The following is a 20,281-nucleotide window of genomic DNA, read 5'->3' as shown; positions in this document are numbered from 1 at the left end:
CATGCACGGCATGAATCCGATTTCGCCTCCAGCAGACTCCGTGGCGCGCACCGACCAGCCCATGGTGGTGAACTGCATCGCCTATCGCCAGGACGGCAGCCGCATCGGCGACGTCACGCTGGATGCGATCAGCGATGTACTGGCCGAACCGGACACCTTCGTCTGGGTCGGCCTGCACGAACCGGACGAAGCCCTGCTGCTGAAGATCCAGGACGAATTCGGCCTGCACGACCTGGCCATCGAGGACGCCCACGCCGCGCACCAGCGCACCAAGATCGAAGCCTATGGCGACTCGCTGTTCCTGGTGGTGCAGACCGCCCAGCTGATCGATGGCCAGCTGGCGTTCGGCGAAACGCACATCTTCTTCGGCCCGCGTTACCTGGTCACCGTGCGCCACGGCGCCTCGCTGTCGTACGCGCCGGCCCGGCGCACCTGTGAACACACCCCCGAGCTGCTGGCCAACGGCCCCAGCTACGGACTCTACGGCGTGCTCGACTTCATCGTCGACAACCTGCTGCCGATCGTGCGCGACTTCCGCGAAGAGGTGCAGCAGCTGGAGCACGACATCTTCGGCGAGACCTTCAAGAGCAGCACGATCCGCCGCCTGTACGACATGCAGCGCGACCTGATGACGCTGCGGCTGGCGGTGGCGCCGCTGCAGGACATCGTGCAGCAGCTGATCCGGCTGTACCCGAACCTGATCCCCGAGGAACTGCGCGCCTATTTCCGCGACGTCTACGACCATGCCTTTCGCGTCAACGAGGCGATCAGCGCGATGCGCGAAATGCTCACCGCGGCGATCAACGTCAACCTGTCGCTGGTCAGCCTGCGCCAGAACGAAGTGATGAAGAAGCTCGCCGGCTGGGCCGCGATGCTCGCCGCACCCACCCTGCTCACCAGCTGGTACGGCATGAACTTCACCCACATGCCCGAACTCAGCCGACCGTGGGCGTATCCGGCAATGATCGTGCTGATGGGCTGCATCGTGGGCGGCATCTACGTGGGGCTGAAGCGCGCACGCTGGCTGTAGCGGCCGGTCGCGAACCGGCAGGCGGTTGTCGATCCGGCGCCGAACCGCCAACATGGCGCAAGCTTCCAGCATGGCGCCGCGACTGATGACCCACCCTGCCGACCGCATCCCCGCCGACGCCAGCGCGCCGGTGGAAACCCTCTACGAAGGTCGCTGGCTGAGCCTGCGCAAGCGCGGCCGCTGGGAGTATGCCGAGCGCAACAACCCCGGCGGCGCGGTGATCATCCTGGCCGTGACGCCCGAGGACAAGGTGCTGTTCGTCGAGCAGTACCGCGTATCGATCCTGCAGAACACCATCGAGATGCCGGCGGGACTAGTCGGCGACCTGCCCGGCCAGGACGACGAGGACATCCTGCTGGCGGCGCAGCGCGAGCTGGAGGAAGAAACCGGCTATCGCTGCGAACGGGTGGAATTCATCCACCAGGGGCCTTCGTCCTCGGGCATGAGCACCGAGATGATCGCGTTCGCCCGCGCCTGGCACCTGCAGAAGGTCGGCCCCGGTGGCGGCGACGAGAGCGAGAACATCGTGGTGCACGAGGTGCCGCGCAGCGAAGCGGGCGCGTGGCTGTTTGCCCGCGCCGCGGAAGGCTATTCCATCGATCCCAAGCTGTTCGCGGGGCTGTGGTTCATCGAACACGGCGGGCGGCCCGCAGCTGCAGGAGGCTGAGAGGTTGGCGTTTTTCAACCTCTCAGGTCGGCCAAGGACGGCCGACCGCGGATCGGGCACGCCAGTGCCTGATCCGCGTGAGCGAGTCCGGGCGTGTACCGGACTCGCGATAGAAGAAAACCACGGGAGTGGTTTTCTTCACAGGCTCTGAGCGGCAACCTTCAGTCGCGCCCCGCCCCCAACAGCGGCCCGCGCAAACGCCAGACCGCGATGCCCAGGCCCACCAGCGACACCGCCAGCCAGCCACCCATGACCTGCGTGTCGCCCAGCCAGAGCACGGCGGCCACCACGCCGACCACCAGCACGCCCAGGCTCAGCGCCAGCAGCGGATCGCGCTGCTCGCGATGGGCCGACAACAGGGCGAACGCACCCAGCGACGCCAGCAGCACGGAAAGGATCCGCCAGGTCCAGACGAACTCCGGCGGCACCGGCAGGTCCGGAAAGATGTCCAGCACCGGCACGTCGCCCAGCTGCACCACGTAACCCTTGCCGTCGGCTGCGTCGGCAGCCGCCTCCAGCCGGTCGCCATCGATGCGCCCGACCACGGTCAGCTGCTGCAGCGGCACCTCGTTCCAGCTCACCCGCACATCGCCGAGCCGCGGATCGCCGGGGTGTGCACTGGTGACCAGGTAGTTCTGGTAACGCGAGAAGCTGGCCGCGAGATTCTCCGGCAGCCCGGCGGCATCGGGGGTCACCTGGACGGTTCCGGGCATCGCGTGCAGCAGCACCGGGTCCAGCTTGAATCCGCCCAGTTGCACCAGCCCGGCATCGAACTGCTTGCCCTCGATCGGAAAGCCGACCGGGTTCGCGTGTCCCTTCGGCTCGACGAAATGACCTGCATCGAGCAGGTGATCGACCCAGTCCAGCTCGTAGTGCACGCTGTCGCCCACCCGGATCTCGCGCCACTGGAACATCTCCACGTGACGCACCAGCACCGGCGTGCTCACCCGCAAGTTGAAGTCCGGGTCATGCGGCGCCTCGACCACCCGCGGCGTGCCGACCAGGCGGGCCATGGTGCCGTGCTGGCCCGCTTCCGGCCGCGCGTTCTCGCCCAGGTCGATCACCTCGCCGCCATGTGCGCTGGCGGCGGCCCGGTAATCCTGCAGGCCACGCGCGGTGGTCGCCATCAGTCCGATGCCCGCGAACACCAGCAGCGCGCCGACGACGTTCAACGCCAGCGCACGCAGCGAAATCCCCTTGCGCAAATCCATCAACCTGCTCCGATCGTGCCCGGCGGCAAAATGCCCGCCGCCATGACCGCATCATGCAGCATTCGGGGAAAGTAGCGAATCCGGCGGTCCTGCATGTCGTTTCACTGCACCTTGCCCAGTCCCGACGGCCGGCGCGGATCGCTGGCGGCGTCGAGCTGGTTGGCCTTGCGGTCCCAGGTCACCACGTTCATGAAACCCCAGGCTTCGCGGGGCTTCAGCGTGTAGCCCATCTTCGTCAGCGCATCGCTGGTCGCGGCATCGAACACGCCCGTCTCGACATTCACCACGTCCGGCAGGTACTGGTGATGGAAGCGCTTGTGCGCGGCGATCTGCTGCGCGCTCTCGCCATCGATGAAGTGCAGGATGCCTTCGAGCACCTGGGTGATGATGGTGGAGCCGCCCGGCGAGCCGATCACCGCGGTGCGGTCCGCGCCGATCACGAGGCTGGGCGACATCGACGACAGCATGCGCTTGCCGCCGACCGGCGCATTCGCCTTGCTGCCCAGCAGGCCATAGACGTTCGGCTTGTCCGGCACCAGCGCGAAGTCGTCCATCTCGTCGTTGAGCAGCACGCCGGTGCCTTCGGCGACAAAGCTCGAACCCATCGTGTAGTTCACCGTGGAGGTCACCGCCGCCATGTTGCCGTCGGCGTCGATGATCGAGAAATGGGTGGTGTGCATGCCCGGCTCGGCCGCCTCGGCGCGGGGCAGCATCGACGATGGCGTGGCCTTGTCCGGCAGGATGCTCTGGCGCAGGCCGTCGGCGTAGAACGGCGACAGCAGCATGTCCAGCGGCATCTTCACGAAATCCGGGTCGCCCAGGTAGTCGTTGTGGTCGCGGAAGGCACGGCGCATCGCCTCGATGACGTAGTGCGTGCGCGTGGCGGCGTCCATCTTCGTCAGGTCGTAACCGGACAGGATGTTGAGGATCTCGGCGATCGCCACGCCACCGGACGAGGGCGGCGGCGCGGTGACGATCCGGTAGCCGCGGTAGTCGACGGTGATCGGCGTGCGCTCCTTCGCCCGGTAGCTGGCCAAGTCCGCCAGCGTCCAGTTGCCGCCGGCCGCGCGCACCGCGGCGACCAGTTTCCGCGCCGTCTCGCCGTGATAGAAACCCTGGTCGCCGTGGCTGGCGATCAGCTCCAGCGTGCGCGCCTGGTCCGGGTCCTTCCAGATCACGCCCGCTGCCGGCGGCTTGCCGCCCGGCAGGTATTTTGCGGCCGACGCGGGCCAGCGCTGCAGGTCCTCCTGCATGCCGGCGATGGCTTCGCGCAGGCGCTCGTCCGGCTCGAAACCCTCGCGCGCGATGCGGATGGCCGGCGCCAGCGACTGCGCCAGCGGCAGCCTTCCGTAACGCTTCGCGATCAGCACCAGTCCGGCCGGCTCGCCCGGGATGCCGGCCGACAGCGGCCCCTTCAGCGCGGTGTCGCGATCGGGGCTGCCGTCGGGGTTGAGGTAGTCCTGCGCATCCACCGCCGCCGGCGCGGTTTCGCGCGCGTCGATGAAAACGTCGTGGCCATCGCTGGCCCGGTGCAGCACCGCCATGAAGCCGCCGCCGATGCCGGAGCTTTCCGGTTCCACGATCGACAGCGTGGCCGCCACCGCCACGGCGGCGTCGAACGCATTGCCGCCCCTGGCCAGCACTTCGAGGCCCGCCTCGGTGGCGTGGAAATTCGCGCTGGCGATCGCCGCGTGTCCCGGTATCCGGGTCGAGGCGTGGCCACTCGCGGCCTTTGCCGGTGCGCCGTCGGCAGCGAACGCGCCGCCAGCGACCAGCAGCAGGCACAGCGCCGCCGCCCGCCAGTTCATCGACAGGCTCATGCCGCGGACTCCCTGGCCATCAGGTGTCGGTATTTCAGTTCGAGTTGCTGCGGTGATTCGACGTGATCCGGGTCGCTGATGATGCATTCGACCGGGCACACCACCACGCACTGCGGTTCATCGTGATGGCCCACGCACTCGGTGCACAGCGCCGGATCGATCACGTAGAACTCTTCGCCCAGCGAGATCGCCTTGTTCGGGCAAGCCGGCTCGCAGACGTCGCAATTGACGCAGGTGTCGAGAATTTTCAGGGACATGGCTGGATATGACAGGCCGGGTTGCGACGCCATGGAGGGCGTCCGGGCCGCCGGTGCAATCACGGCGGGCAGTCACCCGGCGCCCGCGCAGGTCGCGGGGCGACGGTTCATCCCGCCGCGCCGGAAACCGGCGCGGCGGTCGTGCTTACATCGCGACGAAACGGACCGTGGCGCCGGTCGGCTTCAGCACGTCGTCGACGCGCTGCTGGTCGGCGGTGTCACCGATGAACAGCACGATCACGTCCTTGAACGAACCGGGCTTGGCATCCTTGAACGCCGCGATCACCAGGTCGGCGGTCTTGGCCGAATCCGGGCCGGCGAACACCAGCATGTTGCCCGGCAGCACGCCGCGAGCGACGGTGTCCTGCACGTTCGACAGCTGGCGGCCACGACCGGCCACGGCTTCCTCGGAATCGCCGGCCGGCACCAGATACGGGTACGGACGATCCGCCTTCATGCCCTGCATGTTGTTCTGCACGATCTGGCCGAGATAGGCATTCCACGCCTTGGTGTCGTTCGGATCGGTCGGCTTGGTCGCCTGCTGGCTGGTCTGCTGGTCGGCCTGCTGGGCTTCTTCGTGCTTGCCGCAGGCGCTCAGGGCCAGGCTGGCGGTCAGCGCGAGGGCAGCAATGAGAGCGAACTTACGCATGGTTATCACCTTCTGTTTCGGGTTGCTTGTTGGAGCCGGCGCGGCTCTTCTGCCAGCGCTGCCGCATGGCCTGTTGTACCGCCGGATGCACGAAACCGGAAATGTCCCCGCCGAGGCGGCCGATTTCGCGTACCAGCGAGGAGGAAATGAAACTGTATTGCTCGGCCGGCGTCAGGAACAACGTCTCGGCCTGGGGAATCAGGTGCCGGTTCATGCTGGCCAGCTGGAACTCGTATTCGAAATCCGACACCGCGCGCAGGCCGCGGATGATCACGCCGGCGCCAATCTGCTCCACGAAGGTGGCCAGCAGGCAATCGAAACCGCGCACTTCCACGTTGGGCAGGTCGGCCAGCGCCATCCGCGCCAGGGTGATCCGTTCGCCGATGCTGAAGGCCGGCCCCTTGCTGGAGCTGTCGGCCACCGCCACCACCACGCGATCGAACAGCGCCGCGGCACGGGCCACCAGATCGGTATGACCGTTGGTGATCGGATCGAAGGTGCCCGGATACACGGCCAGGCGGGGATTGCCGATGGATTTGCTCACGAGAGGGAAAGTGGCAGTGGTTGTGAGCCCTAGCTTAACGGAAGCGCACGCCGATAGAGCGCAAAACGCACCTCGCCGGCATGGCCTTCGCGGTGCAGTTGCCAGTTCGGCGGCAGGTCGGGCACCACGGCGCGGGGCGATTCCACGTAGATCCATGCGCGCGCGGCCAGCCAGCCGCCCCGTTCCAGTTGCCCGGCCAGACCCTCCCACAGGTCCAGCGCGAACGGCGGGTCGAGGAAAACCAGGTCGTGGGCCCGGCCGGCCTGCTGCAGGAAGCTGCCGGCGTCGGTGACGTTCACCCGAGCCTGGTCCGCCTTCAGCCGCACCAGGTTCGCCCGCAGCGCCTGTGCCGCGCGGGCATCGCGTTCGACGAACTGCACCGACGCGGCGCCCCGCGAAAGCGCCTCGATCCCCAGCGCGCCGGTGCCCGCGCACAAATCCAGGCAGTCCATGCCCTCGATGACCGGCGCCAGCCAGTTGAACAGGGTCTCGCGCACGCGCTCGGCGGTGGGCCGCAGCCCGGGCAGATCCGGCACCTCCAGCCGCGAATTGCGCAGGCTGCCGCCGATGATCCGCACCCGCCCCGGGCCGGCCTTGCGTGACCCGTTCATGCGCTTGCCACGATGGCGCGCCGTCCCTCAGCGGCCAGTACAGGTTGGAGTGTTAGCATGCCGCCCATTGTCTTTGAATCACGCCCGCAATGCTCAAGTTCTGGAAGAAAAAGCCCGCCGACAAGGACGCGGAAGCGCCGGCCACCACGCCGCCGGTCGACGCTGCCGTCGCGCAGACCAGCGACGCCCCCGTCCTGCGCGAGGCACTGGCCGAGACGCCCTCGCCCGCCGACCACGCCACCGACCACGAACGCTTCCAGGTCCCGGCACCCGCCGCCGATGAGCCGGCCGCCGCGCCGGCCAGACGCAGCTGGCGCGAACGCCTGGCCGGCAGCGTGTTCTCGCGCAGCCTGGGTTCGCTGTTCGTGCGCCATCCGAAGCTCGACGACGACCTGCTGGACGAGCTGGAAACCACCCTGATCACCGCCGACGTCGGCATCGAGGCCAGCACTGACCTGGTCGAGAACCTGCGCAAGCGCATGCACAAGCGCGAGTTCGCCGACTCCCCCGCGCTGCTGGCCGCCCTGCGCCAGTCGCTGGTCGCCCTGCTCAAGCCGGTAGCGCAGCCGCTGGACGTGGCGCATCGCAAACCGTTCGTGGTGCTGGTGGTGGGCATCAACGGTGCCGGCAAGACCACCACCATTGGCAAGCTGGCCCGCCGCTGGCGCGACGAGGGTCGCGCGGTGATGCTGGCCGCCGGCGACACCTTCCGCGCCGCCGCGGTCGAGCAGCTGAAGACCTGGGGCGAACGCAACCAGGTGCCGGTGATCTCGCAGGGCCAAGATGCCGATTCGGCCAGCGTGATCTTCGATGCCTTGCAGGCGGCGCGTTCGCGCGGCGCCGACGTGCTGGTCGCCGACACCGCCGGCCGCCTGCACACCCAGGGCGGCCTGATGGACGAACTGGGCAAGATCGCCCGCGTGCTGAAGAAGCTCGACGCCGATGCGCCGCACGAGGTGCTGATGGTGATCGACGGCACCACCGGCCAGAACGCGGTCAACCAGGTGCGCCAGTTCCGCCAGATCGTGGGCGTCACCGGCCTGGTCGTGACCAAGCTCGACGGCACCGCCAAGGGCGGCGTGGTGTTCGCCCTGGCGCGCGAGTTCGGCCTGCCGATCCGCTACGTGGGCCTGGGTGAAACCGCCACCGACCTGCGCAGTTTCGATGCGGAGGCTTTCGTCGATGGCCTGCTTCCGGCCAGCCTCGGCGAGGTGCCGACGCATGACTGAACCGCGACGACGGAGCTGAGCGGATGTCGCGCCGACTGCGATTGACCCTGCTGGTGCTTGGCGGCCTGGTGCTGGCGCTGGTGCTGGCCGCGGTGATCGCCGTCTACCTGTTGCTGCAGCCGGAACGCTTCACCCGGATGCTGCAGACCCAGGCGCGCGCGGCCGGACTGGAACTGAGCCTGGCCAGCCCCGCCAGCCCGACCCTGTTTCCACGCCCGGCCCTGCAGCTCGATGGCATCACCCTGAATGCGGCCGGCGCCACTGCGCCGATCCTGCTGGCCGCACACGGCCAACTGGCCCTGCCATGGCACACCCTGTTCGGCGGCCCCACGGTGATTTCGCAGCTGGAGATCGATTCGCCACGGGTCGATCTGGATGCGCTGCAGGACTGGCTGGCCGCGCTGCCCGCCAAACCCGAGGGCGCGCCCCCCAACATCCCGCGCATCGATACCGGCGTCAGCATCAGCCACGGCAGCGTGGTGCGGGGCAATGAAGTGCTGCTGGGCAGCGTCTCGCTGCAGGCCGGCAGCCTGGTGACCGGCCAGCCATTTCCGCTGGCGCTTTCGGCCGTCACGGCGGCGGGCACGCCGGTGCAACTGCGCCTGTCGGCGACCCCACGCATCGAAGGCAATGCGCTGCAACTGCAGGACATCACCTTGCACCTGACCCAGGGCAGCACGGTGAAACTCGCCCTCACCGGCAATGCGTACTGGCATGGCGCCGCCGATGCCGAGGCCAGCCTCAGCGGCAAGCTCGAGCAGGCCAACGCCGGCCAGTACGACATCTCGCTGCGACTGACGCCCGCCGACCAGAGCAACCCGCTGCTGCTGGCGCTGAAGCTGGACGGCCCTGCCAATCATGCGGATCTGAAACTGCCGCCACTGGCGCTGGCGCGCTGGTGGAACGGGCTTGGCGATCCGCGGGGGCCGCAATTGAGCGTGCCGCCGGGCAGCGGCCACGCCGAAATCGCCAGCCTGGAGATGGCCGGCATCAGCATCGAAGGCCTCACCGTCCAGGCCGGCATCGATGCGCCCGCAGCGGCCGGCACGGTGGCGGCACCCGCCTCGAAACCGGCGGCCGGCAAGAAGCCATGAGCGATTCATTCGCGAACCGGTTGCTGCGCTGGTTCGACCGGCACGGCCGCAAGGACCTGCCGTGGCAGCAGGCGCTCGACAACGGCCAGCGCGACGCCTACCGCGTGTGGTTGTCCGAAGTGATGCTGCAGCAGACCCAGGTCGCCACCGTGGTCGGTTACTTCGATCGTTTCGTCGGCGCGCTGCCCACGCTGGAAGCACTGGCTGCCGCCCACGAAGACACCGTGCTGGCGCTGTGGTCGGGGCTCGGCTACTACCGCCGGGCGCGCTTCCTGCACCGCGCCGCGCAGCTCTGCGTCGAGCGGCACGGCGGCGAACTGCCGCGCGACTTCGACGCATTGAACGCGCTGCCCGGCATCGGCCGCTCCACCGCCGGAGCGATCCTGGCGCAGGCGCACGGCCTGCGTTTTCCCATCCTCGACGGCAACGTCAAGCGCGTGCTGGCGCGCTACCACGGCATCCACGGCCACCCCGGCGAAAGCGCGGTGGAAAAGCAGCTGTGGCAACACGCCGAAGCACACACCCCGGGCACCCGCGTCGCCGACTACACCCAGGCGATCATGGATCTCGGCGCGACGGTCTGCACCCGTGCGCGCCCGCGCTGCGATGCCTGCCCGCTGGCCACGGATTGCATCGCGCACCGCGACGACCTCACCGCCGCCCTGCCCGGCCGCAAGCCGGCCCGATCGATCCCGACCCGCGCCACCGTGATGCTGATCCTGCGCGACGCAAGCCATCGCGTGTTGCTGGAACGGAGGGGCCCGCAAGGCGTGTGGTCGGGCCTGTGGAGCCTGCCCGAGGCGAGCGACCCGAACGAAGCCTGGCGAGTGGCGCGGCAATACGCGCACATCGATGACGCGCAGGCGCTGGCCCCGTTCACCCACGTCTTCAGCCACTATCGGCTGGCGATCGAACCGCTGCTGTTCGATCGCGCGACAGCCGCACGCGGCGTCGCCGATAATCCGCACTGGCGCTGGTGCGGCGTCGACGAACTCGATGCGCTTGGCCTGCCCGCGCCGGTACGCAGTCTCTTGCTGCAGATCAGCGACGCCGGCCGAACGCCTGCCGCAAGCTTGCGCACCAACTGATCCGCCAGCCCCCGAGGGCCGCAACAGGAATGACCCCATGAGCCGCACCATCCACTGCAGCAAACTCCACGTCGACGCCGAAGGCCTCGACTTCGCCCCCTGGCCCGGCCCGCTCGGCCAGCGCATCTACACCGAGATTTCCAAATCCGCCTGGCAACAGTGGCTGGCCCACCAGACCACCCTGATCAACGAGTACCGGCTCAATCCGCTCGATCCGAAATCGCGCAAGTACCTCGGCGAACAGATGGAGAAATTCCTGTTCGGCGGCGACGTCGACCAGGCCGCCGGCTTCAGCCCGCCGCCCACCGAGTCTTGACGAAACGCCGCGCTTTCGGTCTAATGCTCGGCTCCACGCATCAACAGCGACCTTGCCGGTTCTGCTTGATCGCCAGGTTCCCGGCCGGGTAGCTCAGTTGGTAGAGCAGGGGATTGAAAATCCCCGTGTCGGCGGTTCGATTCCGTCCCCGGCCACCATGTTTGTCAGCACTCGCAGAAGCCGCACTCGTTGCGGCTTTTGTTTGCCTGCCGGAAACGTGCGCTTCCGCTTGCCCACCGTGCGCGGCACTGACGGCGACGCTCAACCCTTTTGGGTCACTCCGTGACGTGTTGCGGATCTTCCGGGGACTGTCGTGGCGCCGTATCCGCTTGCGTGAAGCCTGGCCCGGGTGCATCGTGGCCACTCGATTTTCCTTGTGGATCAGGCGATCTAGCGCAAAAGCTTCGTCTAAAACCGTGAACTGCATCACAGATTCTCAAATTGGCACAGATGCTGCTTTGCCTGTGCGGCAATCCCCGTTGCCCGCTTTCGAGAAGTCGCCATGGATGAATGTAGCGAAGTCCCCACCCCGGGTCGTACCCAGCAGTTTCTGGCCGAACAGTTGCGGCGGCGCTATGCGAGCTGCCGCGAATCCCTGGCCGGTCGAGGCGATCAGTCGCCACAAGCGCCGACAGCCCCGCCTCATGCGGTGACGCAGGCAGTCGCGGAAATGCCGCCGGCCGCCACCGCGCAGCGCTTTTCCGCCCTGTTCTCCGAAGCTTACAGCGCCGCGCGGGATTCGCAGGACCACGCTCTCAACAGCATTCTGGACCGCCGCCGACGGCACGCCGCAGGCTGAGTCGTCAGGACGGCTTCGTCGCCATCCCGCTGGCCCGGACGCTGGCCGGCGGGTCGTGGGCGCCGTGGGAAGCGGACGTGCGAAAATCGCCCCACCCAATGACGACGTCTCCAAGTTCATGACTTCCCAGAAATACGACTTCCGCCAGTTCCAGGAAGAGCTCGCCAGGCTTGAACAGAAGGTGGAGAAGCAGCAGGCCGCCAAACCGCCCGGCGGGAAACCGCTCGGCAAGAAGGCGCTGGCCGCCCAGCGGATGGCGATGGCCCGCGAGGAGTTCCTGGCCTTGCGCAAACGGCACGAACTGACCGTGGCGGACGTCGTGGCGTTCTTTCCGGAGGAGGAAGGCATCGCCTACCTGCAGGATCTGATCGCCGCCGCCCAGGCGAAACCGCGGCGCAGCCGCAAGGCGTGAACCGGCGCCGCCGGCGTAGACCCGCAGGAACTTGCTGACTAGTATCGGAGCACTCTGCCCTTACGACAGGTGAAGCCCGTGAAGCGACTACTCCTCAGCGCCGTGATCATGGCTGCGTTCTCGACCGCCCAGGCCACCGACCAGCCCGGCTTCAGCACCGAGCGGCTTTCGGCCACGGTGAAGACGCTTTCCTCGGATGCCTTCGAAGGCCGCGGGCCGGCCACGCCGGCCGAGACGAAGACCATCGATTACGTGGTGGCGCAGATGAAAGCCGCCGGCCTGCAACCGGGCGGCGACCTCAAGGACGGCAACCGCGGCTGGACCCAGGCAGTGCCGTTGCGACGCAGCGCGATCGTCGGCACGCCGGTGTTGCGGCTGGCGCTTGGCGACCAGCATGAAAAGGTGACCCAGGGCGAGCAGATCGCGATCCGCGCCCCGATGAACGGCTCGACCGAGGTGGCAATCCGCAACGCGCCGCTGGTGTTCGTCGGCTACGGCGTGAAGGCGCCGGAGCGGAACTGGGATGATTTCAAGGGCGTCGACCTGCACGGCAAGATCGCCGTGGTGCTGATCAACGATCCGGATTTCGAGACCGGCCACGGCGACTTCGGCGGCAAGGCGATGACCTACTACGGCCGCTGGACCTACAAGTTCGAGGAAGCCGCGCGGCAGGGCGCGCTCGGCCTGCTGGTGATCCACGAAACCGCGCCTGCTTCGTACGGCTGGGCCACGGTGAAGAACTCCAACATCAACGCGATGTTCGACATCGTGCGCGACAAGCCCGCCGCCGTGCACCCGGAACTGGAAGGCTGGATTCAGCGCGATCTGGCCGTACAGATGTTCAGTCACGCCGGGCTGGATTTCGATGCGCTGAAGAGGCAGGCGCAGACGCGCGACTTCAAGCCGGTCACGCTGAAGGACGAAAGCCTCTCGGCCCACTTCAAGGTCGATTCGCAGGTGATCACCTCGCACAACATCGTCGGCCGCGTGGAAGGCAGCAAGCGCCCGGACCAGACGGTGATCTACAGCGCGCACTGGGATCATCTGGGCGTCGGCGCGCCGGACGCCAGCGGCGACCGCATCTACAACGGCGCCGTCGACAACGCCACCGGCACCGCGGCGCTGATCGAGATGGGACGCGCCTTCGCCCAGGGCCCCAGGCCCGAGCGCACGGTGGTGTTCCTCAACGTCACCGCCGAGGAAAAGGGCCTGCTCGGCTCCGAGTATTACGCGGCCAATCCGCTCTACCCGCTGGCCACCACGGTCGGTGTGCTCAACATGGACGCGCTCGATCCGCATGGCCCCGCGCGCAACTTCACCATCTCCGGCAGCGCGAAGCTGGGCCTGCTCGACGACCTGATCGCCGAGGCGAAGAAGCACGACATCAGCTACACCGCCGACCCGAAACCCGAGGCGGGCTACTTCTTCCGGTCCGATCACTTCTCGTTCGCCAAGCGCGGCGTGCCGGCGGTCTCGTTCGGCTCGGGCAATGACTGGATCGATGGCGGCCTGGCAGCCGGCAAGGCCGCCGAGGACGACTACACCGCCAAGCGCTACCACCAGCCCGCCGACCAATGGGAAGCGGACTGGTCGTTCACCGGCATGGCGCGCGACCTGCAGGTGCTCCACGACGTGGGCAGCGACCTGGCCAATTCCGACCAGTGGCCGGACTGGAGCAAGGACTCCGAATTCCGCAGCATCCGCGACGCCAGCAGCGCCGAACGGAAATAGCCGGACTGCTCCCTCCCCTGCTTGCAGGGGAGGGTCGGGGTGGGGTCAACGCAAAAACCGCGGCAACACCATCACGCCACGCCGGCAAACCACGCGCCGTAGCCGGGAAGCTGCAGGCGGCTTCCTTCGAGGCTGCCCGACAGCAGGCCGTGCCCGTCCAGCGGATGCAGCCGCGCAAGCTCGTCGGGAAGATCGATGCTGACCGGCGCGTCGCCCAGGTTGAACACCACCAGCACGGTTCGTTCGGCCAGGTGGCGGGTGAAGGCAAGCACCGGCTCGACGGTGTCGATGAAGGCAATGTCGCCCCAGCGCATCGCCGGTCGCGACTGGCGCCAGTGCATGAAGGTACGGAAACCGTTCAACACCGAATGTGGATCACCGTCCTGACGACTCACCGCCAGCTCGCGATGTTCGTCCGGCACCGGCAGCCACGGCGTGCCCTGGCTGAAGCCAGCGTGCGCCGCGTCATCGCTCCACGGCATCGGCGTGCGGCAACCGTCGCGACCCTTGAACTGTGGCCAGAACGCGATGCCGTAAGGGTCCTGCAGCGCCTCGAACGGCAGCTCCGCCTCGGTCAGGCCCAACTCCTCGCCCTGGTAGACGCAGACCGAGCCACGCAGCGAGCAGACCATCGCGGTGAGCAGGTTGGCCAGTGATGCGGATGACCGCCCCTTGCCCCAGCGCGTCAGCACGCGTTCGACATCGTGGTTGGAGATCGCCCAGCATGGCCAGCCTTCGGTCATCTGCGCCTCCAGCGTCTGCACCGTGCCGCGGATGTGCGCGGCGCTGAAGTCGTCGGTGAGCAGCTCGAAGCTGTAGCCCATGTGCAGGCGGCCGGGACGGGTGTATTCGGCCATCGTCGCCAGCGAATCCTCCGAGGAGATCTCGCCCAGCGTGGTCGCGCCCGGATAGCCGTCCATCAGCGCGCGCAGCTCGCCCAGGAAGGCCAGGTTTTCCGGCTGCGTGTTGTTGAAATAGTGGTACTGGAACGCGTACGGGTTGTCCGGGCTGAAGCCGCGGCCCACGCGCTTGTCCTTGGGCTTGGGCGGGTTGTCGCGCAGCTGGCGGTCGTGGAAGCAGAAGTTGATCGCATCCAGGCGGAAGCCGTCGACGCCCTTGTCCAGCCAGAAACGCACGCTGTCCAGGATCGCCGCGCGCACTTCCGCGTGGTGGAAATTCAGGTCCGGCTGCGAGGTCAGGAAGTTGTGCAGGTAATACTGGCCGCGGCGCGGCTCCCATTGCCACGCCGAACCGCCGAACAGCGACAGCCAGTTGTTCGGCGCACTGCCGTCGTCCTTCGCGTCGGCCCACACGTACCAGTCGGCCTTCGGGTTGTCGCGGCTTTGCCGGCTTTCGCGGAACCACGCGTGCTCGGCCGAGGTGTGGCTGAGCACCTGGTCGATCATCACCTTCAGGCCCAGCCCGTGCGCCTTTTCCAGCAGCGCATCGAAGTCGGCCAGCGTGCCGAACAGCGGATCGACGTCGCGATAGTCGGCGATGTCGTAGCCGAAATCGGCCATCGGCGACTTGAAGAACGGCGCCACCCAGATCGCGTCCACGCCAAGGCTGGCCACGTAGTCGAGACGCGCGATGATGCCCGGCAGATCGCCCACGCCGTCGCCATCGGTGTCCAGGAAACTGCGCGGGTAAATCTGATAGGTGACGGCGCCGCGCCACCAGGGTGCATCGGTCATTCGCTTGTCCCGTGTGTTTGCCGCTGTCGAAGCGCGCGCCTGCAGGCACGCAGTTGTGCAGCCCGTGGAAGAGCTTAGCGGCAGCGTGCAGACAGCACCGCGACAGTGCATACGTATTCATCGAATGCGCTTATCGCAGCGCAGCATGAGGCGCGACGATGCAGCGACGAACCCGCTTCCATCACTGCTGTCGAGTGCGCAAACAGCGCCGCATCGGCATCCGCGCCAGCCAACCACGCATCGATGCCCAATCGATCGACACATCCTCGGCGACTGCGTTGCAGCGTCGTCTTCGACGCACAGCAGCACAATGAATACGTATGCATGAACGGTCCGACCGGCGGACGCCGCCCTACCATGGCGTCACGTCGACGAACAGGTGCTGCGCAAGCGCGAGTCATCCGCCGCGACGCTGGGGCTGAAACCAATGACCAATAATGACGTGCAACCCTGGGAGGGGATAACGGTGATACTCAAACGCAAAGTGCTGGTTCTGGCGCTGGCATCGGTGGGCTTCTGCGCCACCTCGGTGACCTGGGCCGCGACACCTCCGGCCGGCAACGCCGACCAGTCCGGCCAGGACACCACCCAGGGAAGCACCGCTTCCAACACCCAGGAAGTCAGGGATGCCAAGGCTAAGAAAAAGCAGCAGGCCACCGAACTCGGTGTGGTGACGGTGAGCGGCTTCGCGCAGAGTATCCAGAGCGCGATCGCGACCAAACAATCGTCCAACGAGATCGTCGAGGCCATTTCTTCCGAAGACATCGGCAAGCTGCCTGACGTCAGCATCGCCGAATCGATTGCGCGCCTGCCGGGCGTGTCGGCCCAGCGTGTCGCCGGCCGCGCCCAGGTGATCAGCGTGCGCGGTCTCTCACCGGACTTCGCCACCACCCTGCTCAACGGTCGCGAGATGGTCAGCACCGGTGACAACCGCAGTGTGGAATTTGACCAGTATCCTTCCGAACTGGTCAGCGGGGTCACCGTGTACAAGACACCCAGGGCCAGCCTGATCGGCCAGGGACTTTCCGGCACGCTCGACATGCACACCGTGCGGCCCCTGGACTACCAGCAGCCCGTAGCTGTCGTCGGTGTGCGCGGCCAGCACAATTCGCTGGGCCGGGCAGCAGATTCGAGTGCGTTCGGCAATCGATTCAACGCCAGCTACATCGGCCAGTTCATGGATCACACGCTGGGCATCGCCGTTGGCTACGCGCACTCGCAGACGCCAACCCAGGAAAATCAGGTGGGTCTGTACGAACCCTGGCAGCAGGTGGGTGACAACTGGCGTCCGGGCGTGCCCGCCGGCACCTGGTTCTCGGATGGCATCAAGGCGTTGCGCCGTACCGGCTACACCAAGCGTGACGGCGTGATGGCCACGGTGGAATGGCGGCCGTCGGAAAGCTGGACCAGCACGCTCGACCTGTTCCATACCAAGGCCACGCAGAAGGACACCGCCAACCAGTTCGAAGTGAACCTCGGCGACTACAACGGCGGCTACGGCCGTCTCGCCGTCACCAACCCGACGATCAACAGCAACGGGACATTCACCAGCGGCACGGCCAACAACATCTATCCGCTGGTGCGCGGCATGTACAACAGCCGTCACGACACCATCAACGCGGCAGGCTGGAAGAACGAGTTCAATGCCGGCCAGGTCAGCATCGTGGCCGACCTCAGCTACTCCAAGGCCAAGCGTCGCGAGCTCAATCTCGAGAACAACACCCAGCTGGTGCCTGCACCGCAGCTCGACTCGCTGAACCTGAACTACTCGGGCAGCAACTTTTCCCAGCTGGCGCCCGGACTCGACTATTCCGATGCGAGCAAGCTGTTCCTGACCAACACCATTTACGGCTCAGGCTACGGCAAGGCGCCGAGGGTAAGCGATCAGCTGAAGAGCGCCAAGCTCGGCGCCACCATCCCGATGCCCGATTCGGTCAACCAGCTGATCACCGACGTGGAAGTGGGCATCAACTACGCCGACCGCGAAAAGATCAAGCACCAGCCCGAAGGCAACATCAACGTCGGTGCCCAGGGCGACACGGCCATCGCACCCGACCTGCAGTACGGCCTGGTGGACCTGGGTTTCGCCGGCGTCGGCAAGATCCCGTCGTGGTATGTGCCGGGTGCCGTCGCGCGCTACATGACTTTCGCGCCAAACGAAGACGCCTCGTATCTGGTGTCCAAGGCCTGGGACCTGTCGGAGAAAATCACCACCGCCTACGCGATGGCGAATATCGACACCGTATGGGGCATTCCCGTGCGCGGCAATGTAGGCGTCCAGGTGCAGCGCGCGGACCAGTCCTCATCGGCCAACGTCTTCAATGATTCGAAGCCGGTTGGCAGCCAGATCGAAAGGTTCACCGACGGCAAGACCTATACCGACGTACTGCCGAGCCTGAATCTGGCCTTCTCGCTTACCGAAACCCAGATGCTCCGCGTGGCACTGGCCAAGCAGGTGGCACGTCCGCGCATGGACGACATGCGCGCCTCGCTGGAGTTCGGTGTCGACAAGACCACCGGCAAGCCGGGTGCCAGCGGCGGCAATCCAAGGCTCGATCCGTGGCGCGCCAATGCCTTCGATCTGTCGTGGGAAAAATACTTCGGTGGCAATGGCTACGTCGCCGCGGCGTTCTTCTACAAGGACCTGACCAGCTACATCTACACGCAGACCCGCGACGGCTACGACTTCTCGTCCCTGGTAGCCAATTATGTGCCGGGCCCCAACGAGCCGCCGACCCTGACCAAGGGAACCTTCAGTGCGCCGTTCAACGGCAAGGGCGGCAGCCTGAAGGGTCTGGAATTGTCGGCATCGATACCGCTGAGCATGTTTACGCCGGCACTTGATGGCTTCGGCGTGCTGGGCAGCGCGAGCTTCAACGACAGCAGCGTCAAGATCAGATCTCCCGAGAACGCGACCAGCGTGGGCGATGGCCCGATCAGCCTGCCAGGCCTGTCCAAGCGCGTGTTCAACCTCACCGCCTACTATGAAAAGAACGGGTTCGATGCCCGCATCAGTGAGCGCAAGCGTTCGGACTTCATCGGCGAGATCGGCAACTTCAACGGTGCGCGCACGCTGCGCTATGTCGTAGGCGAAAAAATCTTCGACGCACAGATTGGCTACACCTTCGCCGAGGGCAGCAAGCTGCACGGACTCAGTGTGCAGCTGCAGGCCAGCAACCTGACGAACGCGCCGTATCGCACCTACGCCGGCACCAAGGATCGTCCGCTCGAGTACATCGAGTGGGGCCGCACCTACCTGCTTGGCGCCACGTACAAGTTCTAAGCCAACGCAGCTACTCCCTGTCCTGCCGGCGGCGACGCCGGCGGGTTTTTTTTTGCCGGCCATTTGCATCGCGCGAGTTGCGCACGCAGAACTGCCCTGGCCGCGCATGAATACGTATGCAGAACTGCGGCATCCGCCACCCGGCGGCCTACCATGAAGAGCACTCTCTAGATGGATGGTCGCCGTCCGGCGCAAGCCATTGGCTGCGCGAAAACGACACGATCAGCCGCAAGTTGCCGGAGCCCCGTTGATGCGCCCTGCTGCCCTTGTCTTGCTCATGTGCACGGCCCTGCTCGTCACCGGATGTGCGGCGCCATCCGTGCGAGCGTCTGCCGAACACCATGAGGCCGCGGTCAAGACGTTGTCGCCAGGCGCTGCCTCTACCGCCCGCGCGGACGTCTGGTACGAAATCTTCGTGCGCAGTTGGGTCGACAGCAACGGCGACGGCATCGGCGACCTCAACGGCGTCACCGCCAGGCTCGACTACCTCAAGTCGCTGGGCGTCAGCGGCATCTGGCTGATGCCGATCAATCCGTCCCCCAGCTATCACGGCTACGACGTCACCGACTACTACGGCATCAACCCGCAGTACGGCACTCCGGGCGACTTCCGCCGCCTGCTGGCCGAAGCGCACCAGCGCGGCATCAAGGTGATCATCGACCTGGTGATCAACCACACCAGCGACCAGCATCCCTGGTTCGTCGCCGCGCGCGATCCGGCCAATCCGTACCACGACTGGTACAGCTGGGCCGGCCCGCATAACGACCTGTCCGCGGCCAGTGCCGTCGGCGGCCAGGCCTGGCGCGCCGCCGGCAGCGCGCACTACCTGGGCGACTTCACCGGCGCCATGCCCGACCTCAACTACGACACGCCGGCCGTACGCCAGGCAATGCTCGACGTGGGCCGCTACTGGCTGAAGCAGGGCGTCGACGGCTTTCGGCTCGATGCCGCCCAGCACATTTACTACGACTTCAAGGCACAGGACGGCGACCCCCGGGTGCTCGCCAGAAACCTGGCCTGGTGGTCGCAATTTCGCCGCGCCATGCAGGCGCTGCATCCGGACGTCTATATCGTGGGCGAGGTCACCCAGGATTCACCCGACCGGCTCGCGCCGTGGTTCGGCCCGCTCAGTGCGGTGTTCGACTTTCCGCTGGCCAGCCAGTTGATCGACAGCGCCAGGAACGAGCGCGCCGGCGACCTGCCCGCGCTGCTGGCGCGCACCGACGCCGCCTATCGCAAGGCTACCGGCAAGGCGGGCGTGGACGCACCCTTCTTGTCCAATCACGATCAGGAACGCGTGATGAGCCAGCTAGGCGGCAACTTGCAGCACATGCGCATGGCCGCCGCGATGCTGTTGACCCTTCCCGGCCAGCCATTCGTCTATTACGGCGAGGAACTGGGCATGCGCGGGGTGAAGCCCGATCCGGACCTGCGCGAACCGATGCGCTGGGGGCGTTCCGGTGGCGAGACCACCTGGAAGGCTTCCACGGCGCACGACGGTGCCGGGGTGTCGGTGCAGGCCGAGCTGGCCGATCCCGCCTCGCTGCTCCAGCACTACCGCAGCCTGATCCGCTGGCGCAGCGAGATCGGCGCCCTGCGCGATGGCGTCCTGCACGCATGGCCCACCACCAACACCCGCATCGCCGCCTGGCAATTGCAGGACGCGAGCAGCCACGTGCTGGTGCTGCACAACCTGTCCGGCCAGGCGCAGGCCGTGATGTTGGGTCGCAGCGCCGCGACGTTTTCCACCATTGCGCGCCACACTGGATCGGGCGCCACGCTCGCTGACGGCCAGCTCCGGCTGCCGCCATATGCCTCGGTGATCCTGCGCTGAGCGCAGCAATCC

Annotated in this window: 18 protein-coding genes and 1 tRNA gene; 12 read left to right on the top strand and 7 right to left on the bottom strand. The window is 66.8% G+C overall.

Features of this window, described 5'->3' with window-relative positions:
* Nucleotide 1: 1 nt before the first annotated feature.
* Together UU7_RS10085 and UU7_RS10080 are read left to right on the top strand one after the other, a co-directional pair.
* Nucleotides 2-1,030 (top strand): magnesium and cobalt transport protein CorA, encoded by a 1,029-nt coding sequence (locus tag UU7_RS10085; RefSeq protein WP_083845972.1) that lies wholly within the window; start codon nucleotides 2-4, stop codon nucleotides 1,028-1,030.
* A 52-nt stretch (nucleotides 1,031-1,082) separates the two neighbouring features.
* Complete coding sequence (locus UU7_RS10080) at nucleotides 1,083-1,697, top strand: NUDIX hydrolase (RefSeq protein WP_007807949.1); 615 nt, start codon at nucleotides 1,083-1,085, stop codon at nucleotides 1,695-1,697.
* Nucleotides 1,698-1,858: 161 nt separating this feature from the next.
* Here UU7_RS10080 and UU7_RS10075 read toward each other — a convergent pair whose 3' ends face one another.
* From UU7_RS10075 to rsmD, 6 genes are all read right to left on the bottom strand, one after another.
* The gene (locus UU7_RS10075) at nucleotides 1,859-2,908 is read right to left on the bottom strand and encodes a TMEM43 family protein (protein WP_007807947.1); all 1,050 of its coding nucleotides are present in this window, start codon (nucleotides 2,906-2,908) and stop codon (nucleotides 1,859-1,861) included.
* Between the two features lie 101 nt (nucleotides 2,909-3,009).
* Nucleotides 3,010-4,728 carry a gamma-glutamyltransferase gene (gene ggt, locus UU7_RS10070; RefSeq protein ID WP_007807944.1) on the bottom strand — a complete coding sequence of 573 codons (1,719 nt, stop codon included), beginning with the start codon at nucleotides 4,726-4,728 and terminating at the stop codon, nucleotides 3,010-3,012.
* The gene (locus tag UU7_RS10065; RefSeq protein WP_007807941.1) at nucleotides 4,725-4,985 is read right to left on the bottom strand and encodes a YfhL family 4Fe-4S dicluster ferredoxin; all 261 of its coding nucleotides are present in this window, start codon (nucleotides 4,983-4,985) and stop codon (nucleotides 4,725-4,727) included. Before UU7_RS10065 ends, ggt begins: the two co-directional genes overlap by 4 nt.
* A gap of 145 nt (nucleotides 4,986-5,130) precedes the next feature.
* Nucleotides 5,131-5,634: a hypothetical protein gene (locus UU7_RS10060; RefSeq protein ID WP_007807939.1), complete on the bottom strand. Its 504-nt coding sequence runs from the start codon at nucleotides 5,632-5,634 to the stop codon at nucleotides 5,131-5,133.
* Complete coding sequence (gene coaD / locus UU7_RS10055; RefSeq protein WP_007807937.1) at nucleotides 5,627-6,178, bottom strand: pantetheine-phosphate adenylyltransferase; 552 nt, start codon at nucleotides 6,176-6,178, stop codon at nucleotides 5,627-5,629. The genes UU7_RS10060 and coaD overlap by 8 nt, the downstream gene beginning before the upstream one ends.
* 29 nt (nucleotides 6,179-6,207) lie before the next feature.
* Complete coding sequence (rsmD, locus tag UU7_RS10050) at nucleotides 6,208-6,789, bottom strand: 16S rRNA (guanine(966)-N(2))-methyltransferase RsmD (RefSeq protein WP_007807935.1); 582 nt, start codon at nucleotides 6,787-6,789, stop codon at nucleotides 6,208-6,210.
* Between the two features lie 89 nt (nucleotides 6,790-6,878).
* On the opposite strand from rsmD, the gene ftsY reads away from it, so the two are divergent.
* The 8 genes from ftsY to UU7_RS10015 all read left to right on the top strand — a co-directional run bounded on the left by ftsY (nucleotide 6,879) and on the right by UU7_RS10015 (nucleotide 13,458).
* Complete coding sequence (ftsY, locus tag UU7_RS10045) at nucleotides 6,879-8,018, top strand: signal recognition particle-docking protein FtsY (protein ID WP_007807933.1); 1,140 nt, start codon at nucleotides 6,879-6,881, stop codon at nucleotides 8,016-8,018.
* A gap of 23 nt (nucleotides 8,019-8,041) precedes the next feature.
* Nucleotides 8,042-9,112, top strand: a complete 1,071-nt coding sequence (locus UU7_RS10040; protein ID WP_007807931.1) for an AsmA family protein — start codon at nucleotides 8,042-8,044, stop codon at nucleotides 9,110-9,112.
* Nucleotides 9,109-10,200 carry an A/G-specific adenine glycosylase gene (gene mutY, locus UU7_RS10035; RefSeq protein ID WP_007807929.1) on the top strand — a complete coding sequence of 364 codons (1,092 nt, stop codon included), beginning with the start codon at nucleotides 9,109-9,111 and terminating at the stop codon, nucleotides 10,198-10,200. The genes UU7_RS10040 and mutY overlap by 4 nt, the downstream gene beginning before the upstream one ends.
* A 37-nt stretch (nucleotides 10,201-10,237) precedes the next feature.
* Entirely contained in the window at nucleotides 10,238-10,516 is a 279-nt protein-coding gene (locus tag UU7_RS10030; protein WP_007807927.1) for an oxidative damage protection protein, read from the top strand.
* 82 nt (nucleotides 10,517-10,598) lie between these two features.
* A tRNA-Phe gene (locus UU7_RS10025) sits at nucleotides 10,599-10,674 on the top strand.
* 344 nt (nucleotides 10,675-11,018) lie between these two features.
* Nucleotides 11,019-11,315, top strand: coding sequence for a hypothetical protein (locus UU7_RS18380; RefSeq protein WP_157582139.1), 297 nt, complete (start codon nucleotides 11,019-11,021; stop codon nucleotides 11,313-11,315).
* A 118-nt stretch (nucleotides 11,316-11,433) separates the two neighbouring features.
* Complete coding sequence (locus UU7_RS10020; RefSeq protein ID WP_007807925.1) at nucleotides 11,434-11,727, top strand: 2-hydroxyacyl-CoA dehydratase; 294 nt, start codon at nucleotides 11,434-11,436, stop codon at nucleotides 11,725-11,727.
* 78 nt (nucleotides 11,728-11,805) lie between these two features.
* Nucleotides 11,806-13,458 (top strand): M28 family metallopeptidase, encoded by a 1,653-nt coding sequence (locus UU7_RS10015; RefSeq protein ID WP_007807923.1) that lies wholly within the window; start codon nucleotides 11,806-11,808, stop codon nucleotides 13,456-13,458.
* Between the two features lie 71 nt (nucleotides 13,459-13,529).
* On the opposite strand, the gene UU7_RS10010 is transcribed toward UU7_RS10015, so the two are convergent.
* Complete coding sequence (locus UU7_RS10010) at nucleotides 13,530-15,152, bottom strand: alpha-glucosidase family protein (RefSeq protein WP_007807921.1); 1,623 nt, start codon at nucleotides 15,150-15,152, stop codon at nucleotides 13,530-13,532.
* Nucleotides 15,153-15,579: 427 nt separating this feature from the next.
* Here UU7_RS10010 and UU7_RS10005 point away from each other — a divergent pair, with 427 nt between their 5' ends.
* Together UU7_RS10005 and UU7_RS10000 are read left to right on the top strand one after the other, a co-directional pair.
* Complete coding sequence (locus UU7_RS10005; RefSeq protein WP_083845971.1) at nucleotides 15,580-18,435, top strand: TonB-dependent receptor; 2,856 nt, start codon at nucleotides 15,580-15,582, stop codon at nucleotides 18,433-18,435.
* Between the two features lie 415 nt (nucleotides 18,436-18,850).
* The gene (locus UU7_RS10000; protein ID WP_007807919.1) at nucleotides 18,851-20,269 is read left to right on the top strand and encodes an alpha-amylase family glycosyl hydrolase; all 1,419 of its coding nucleotides are present in this window, start codon (nucleotides 18,851-18,853) and stop codon (nucleotides 20,267-20,269) included.
* The last annotated feature ends 12 nt before the right edge of the window (nucleotides 20,270-20,281 follow it).

The organism is Rhodanobacter spathiphylli B39, from assembly GCF_000264295.1.
GTDB classification, from domain to species: domain Bacteria; phylum Pseudomonadota; class Gammaproteobacteria; order Xanthomonadales; family Rhodanobacteraceae; genus Rhodanobacter; species Rhodanobacter spathiphylli.
The sequence above is the reverse complement of the archived record's forward strand: the minus strand, read 5'-3'. Positions and strand labels throughout refer to the sequence as shown.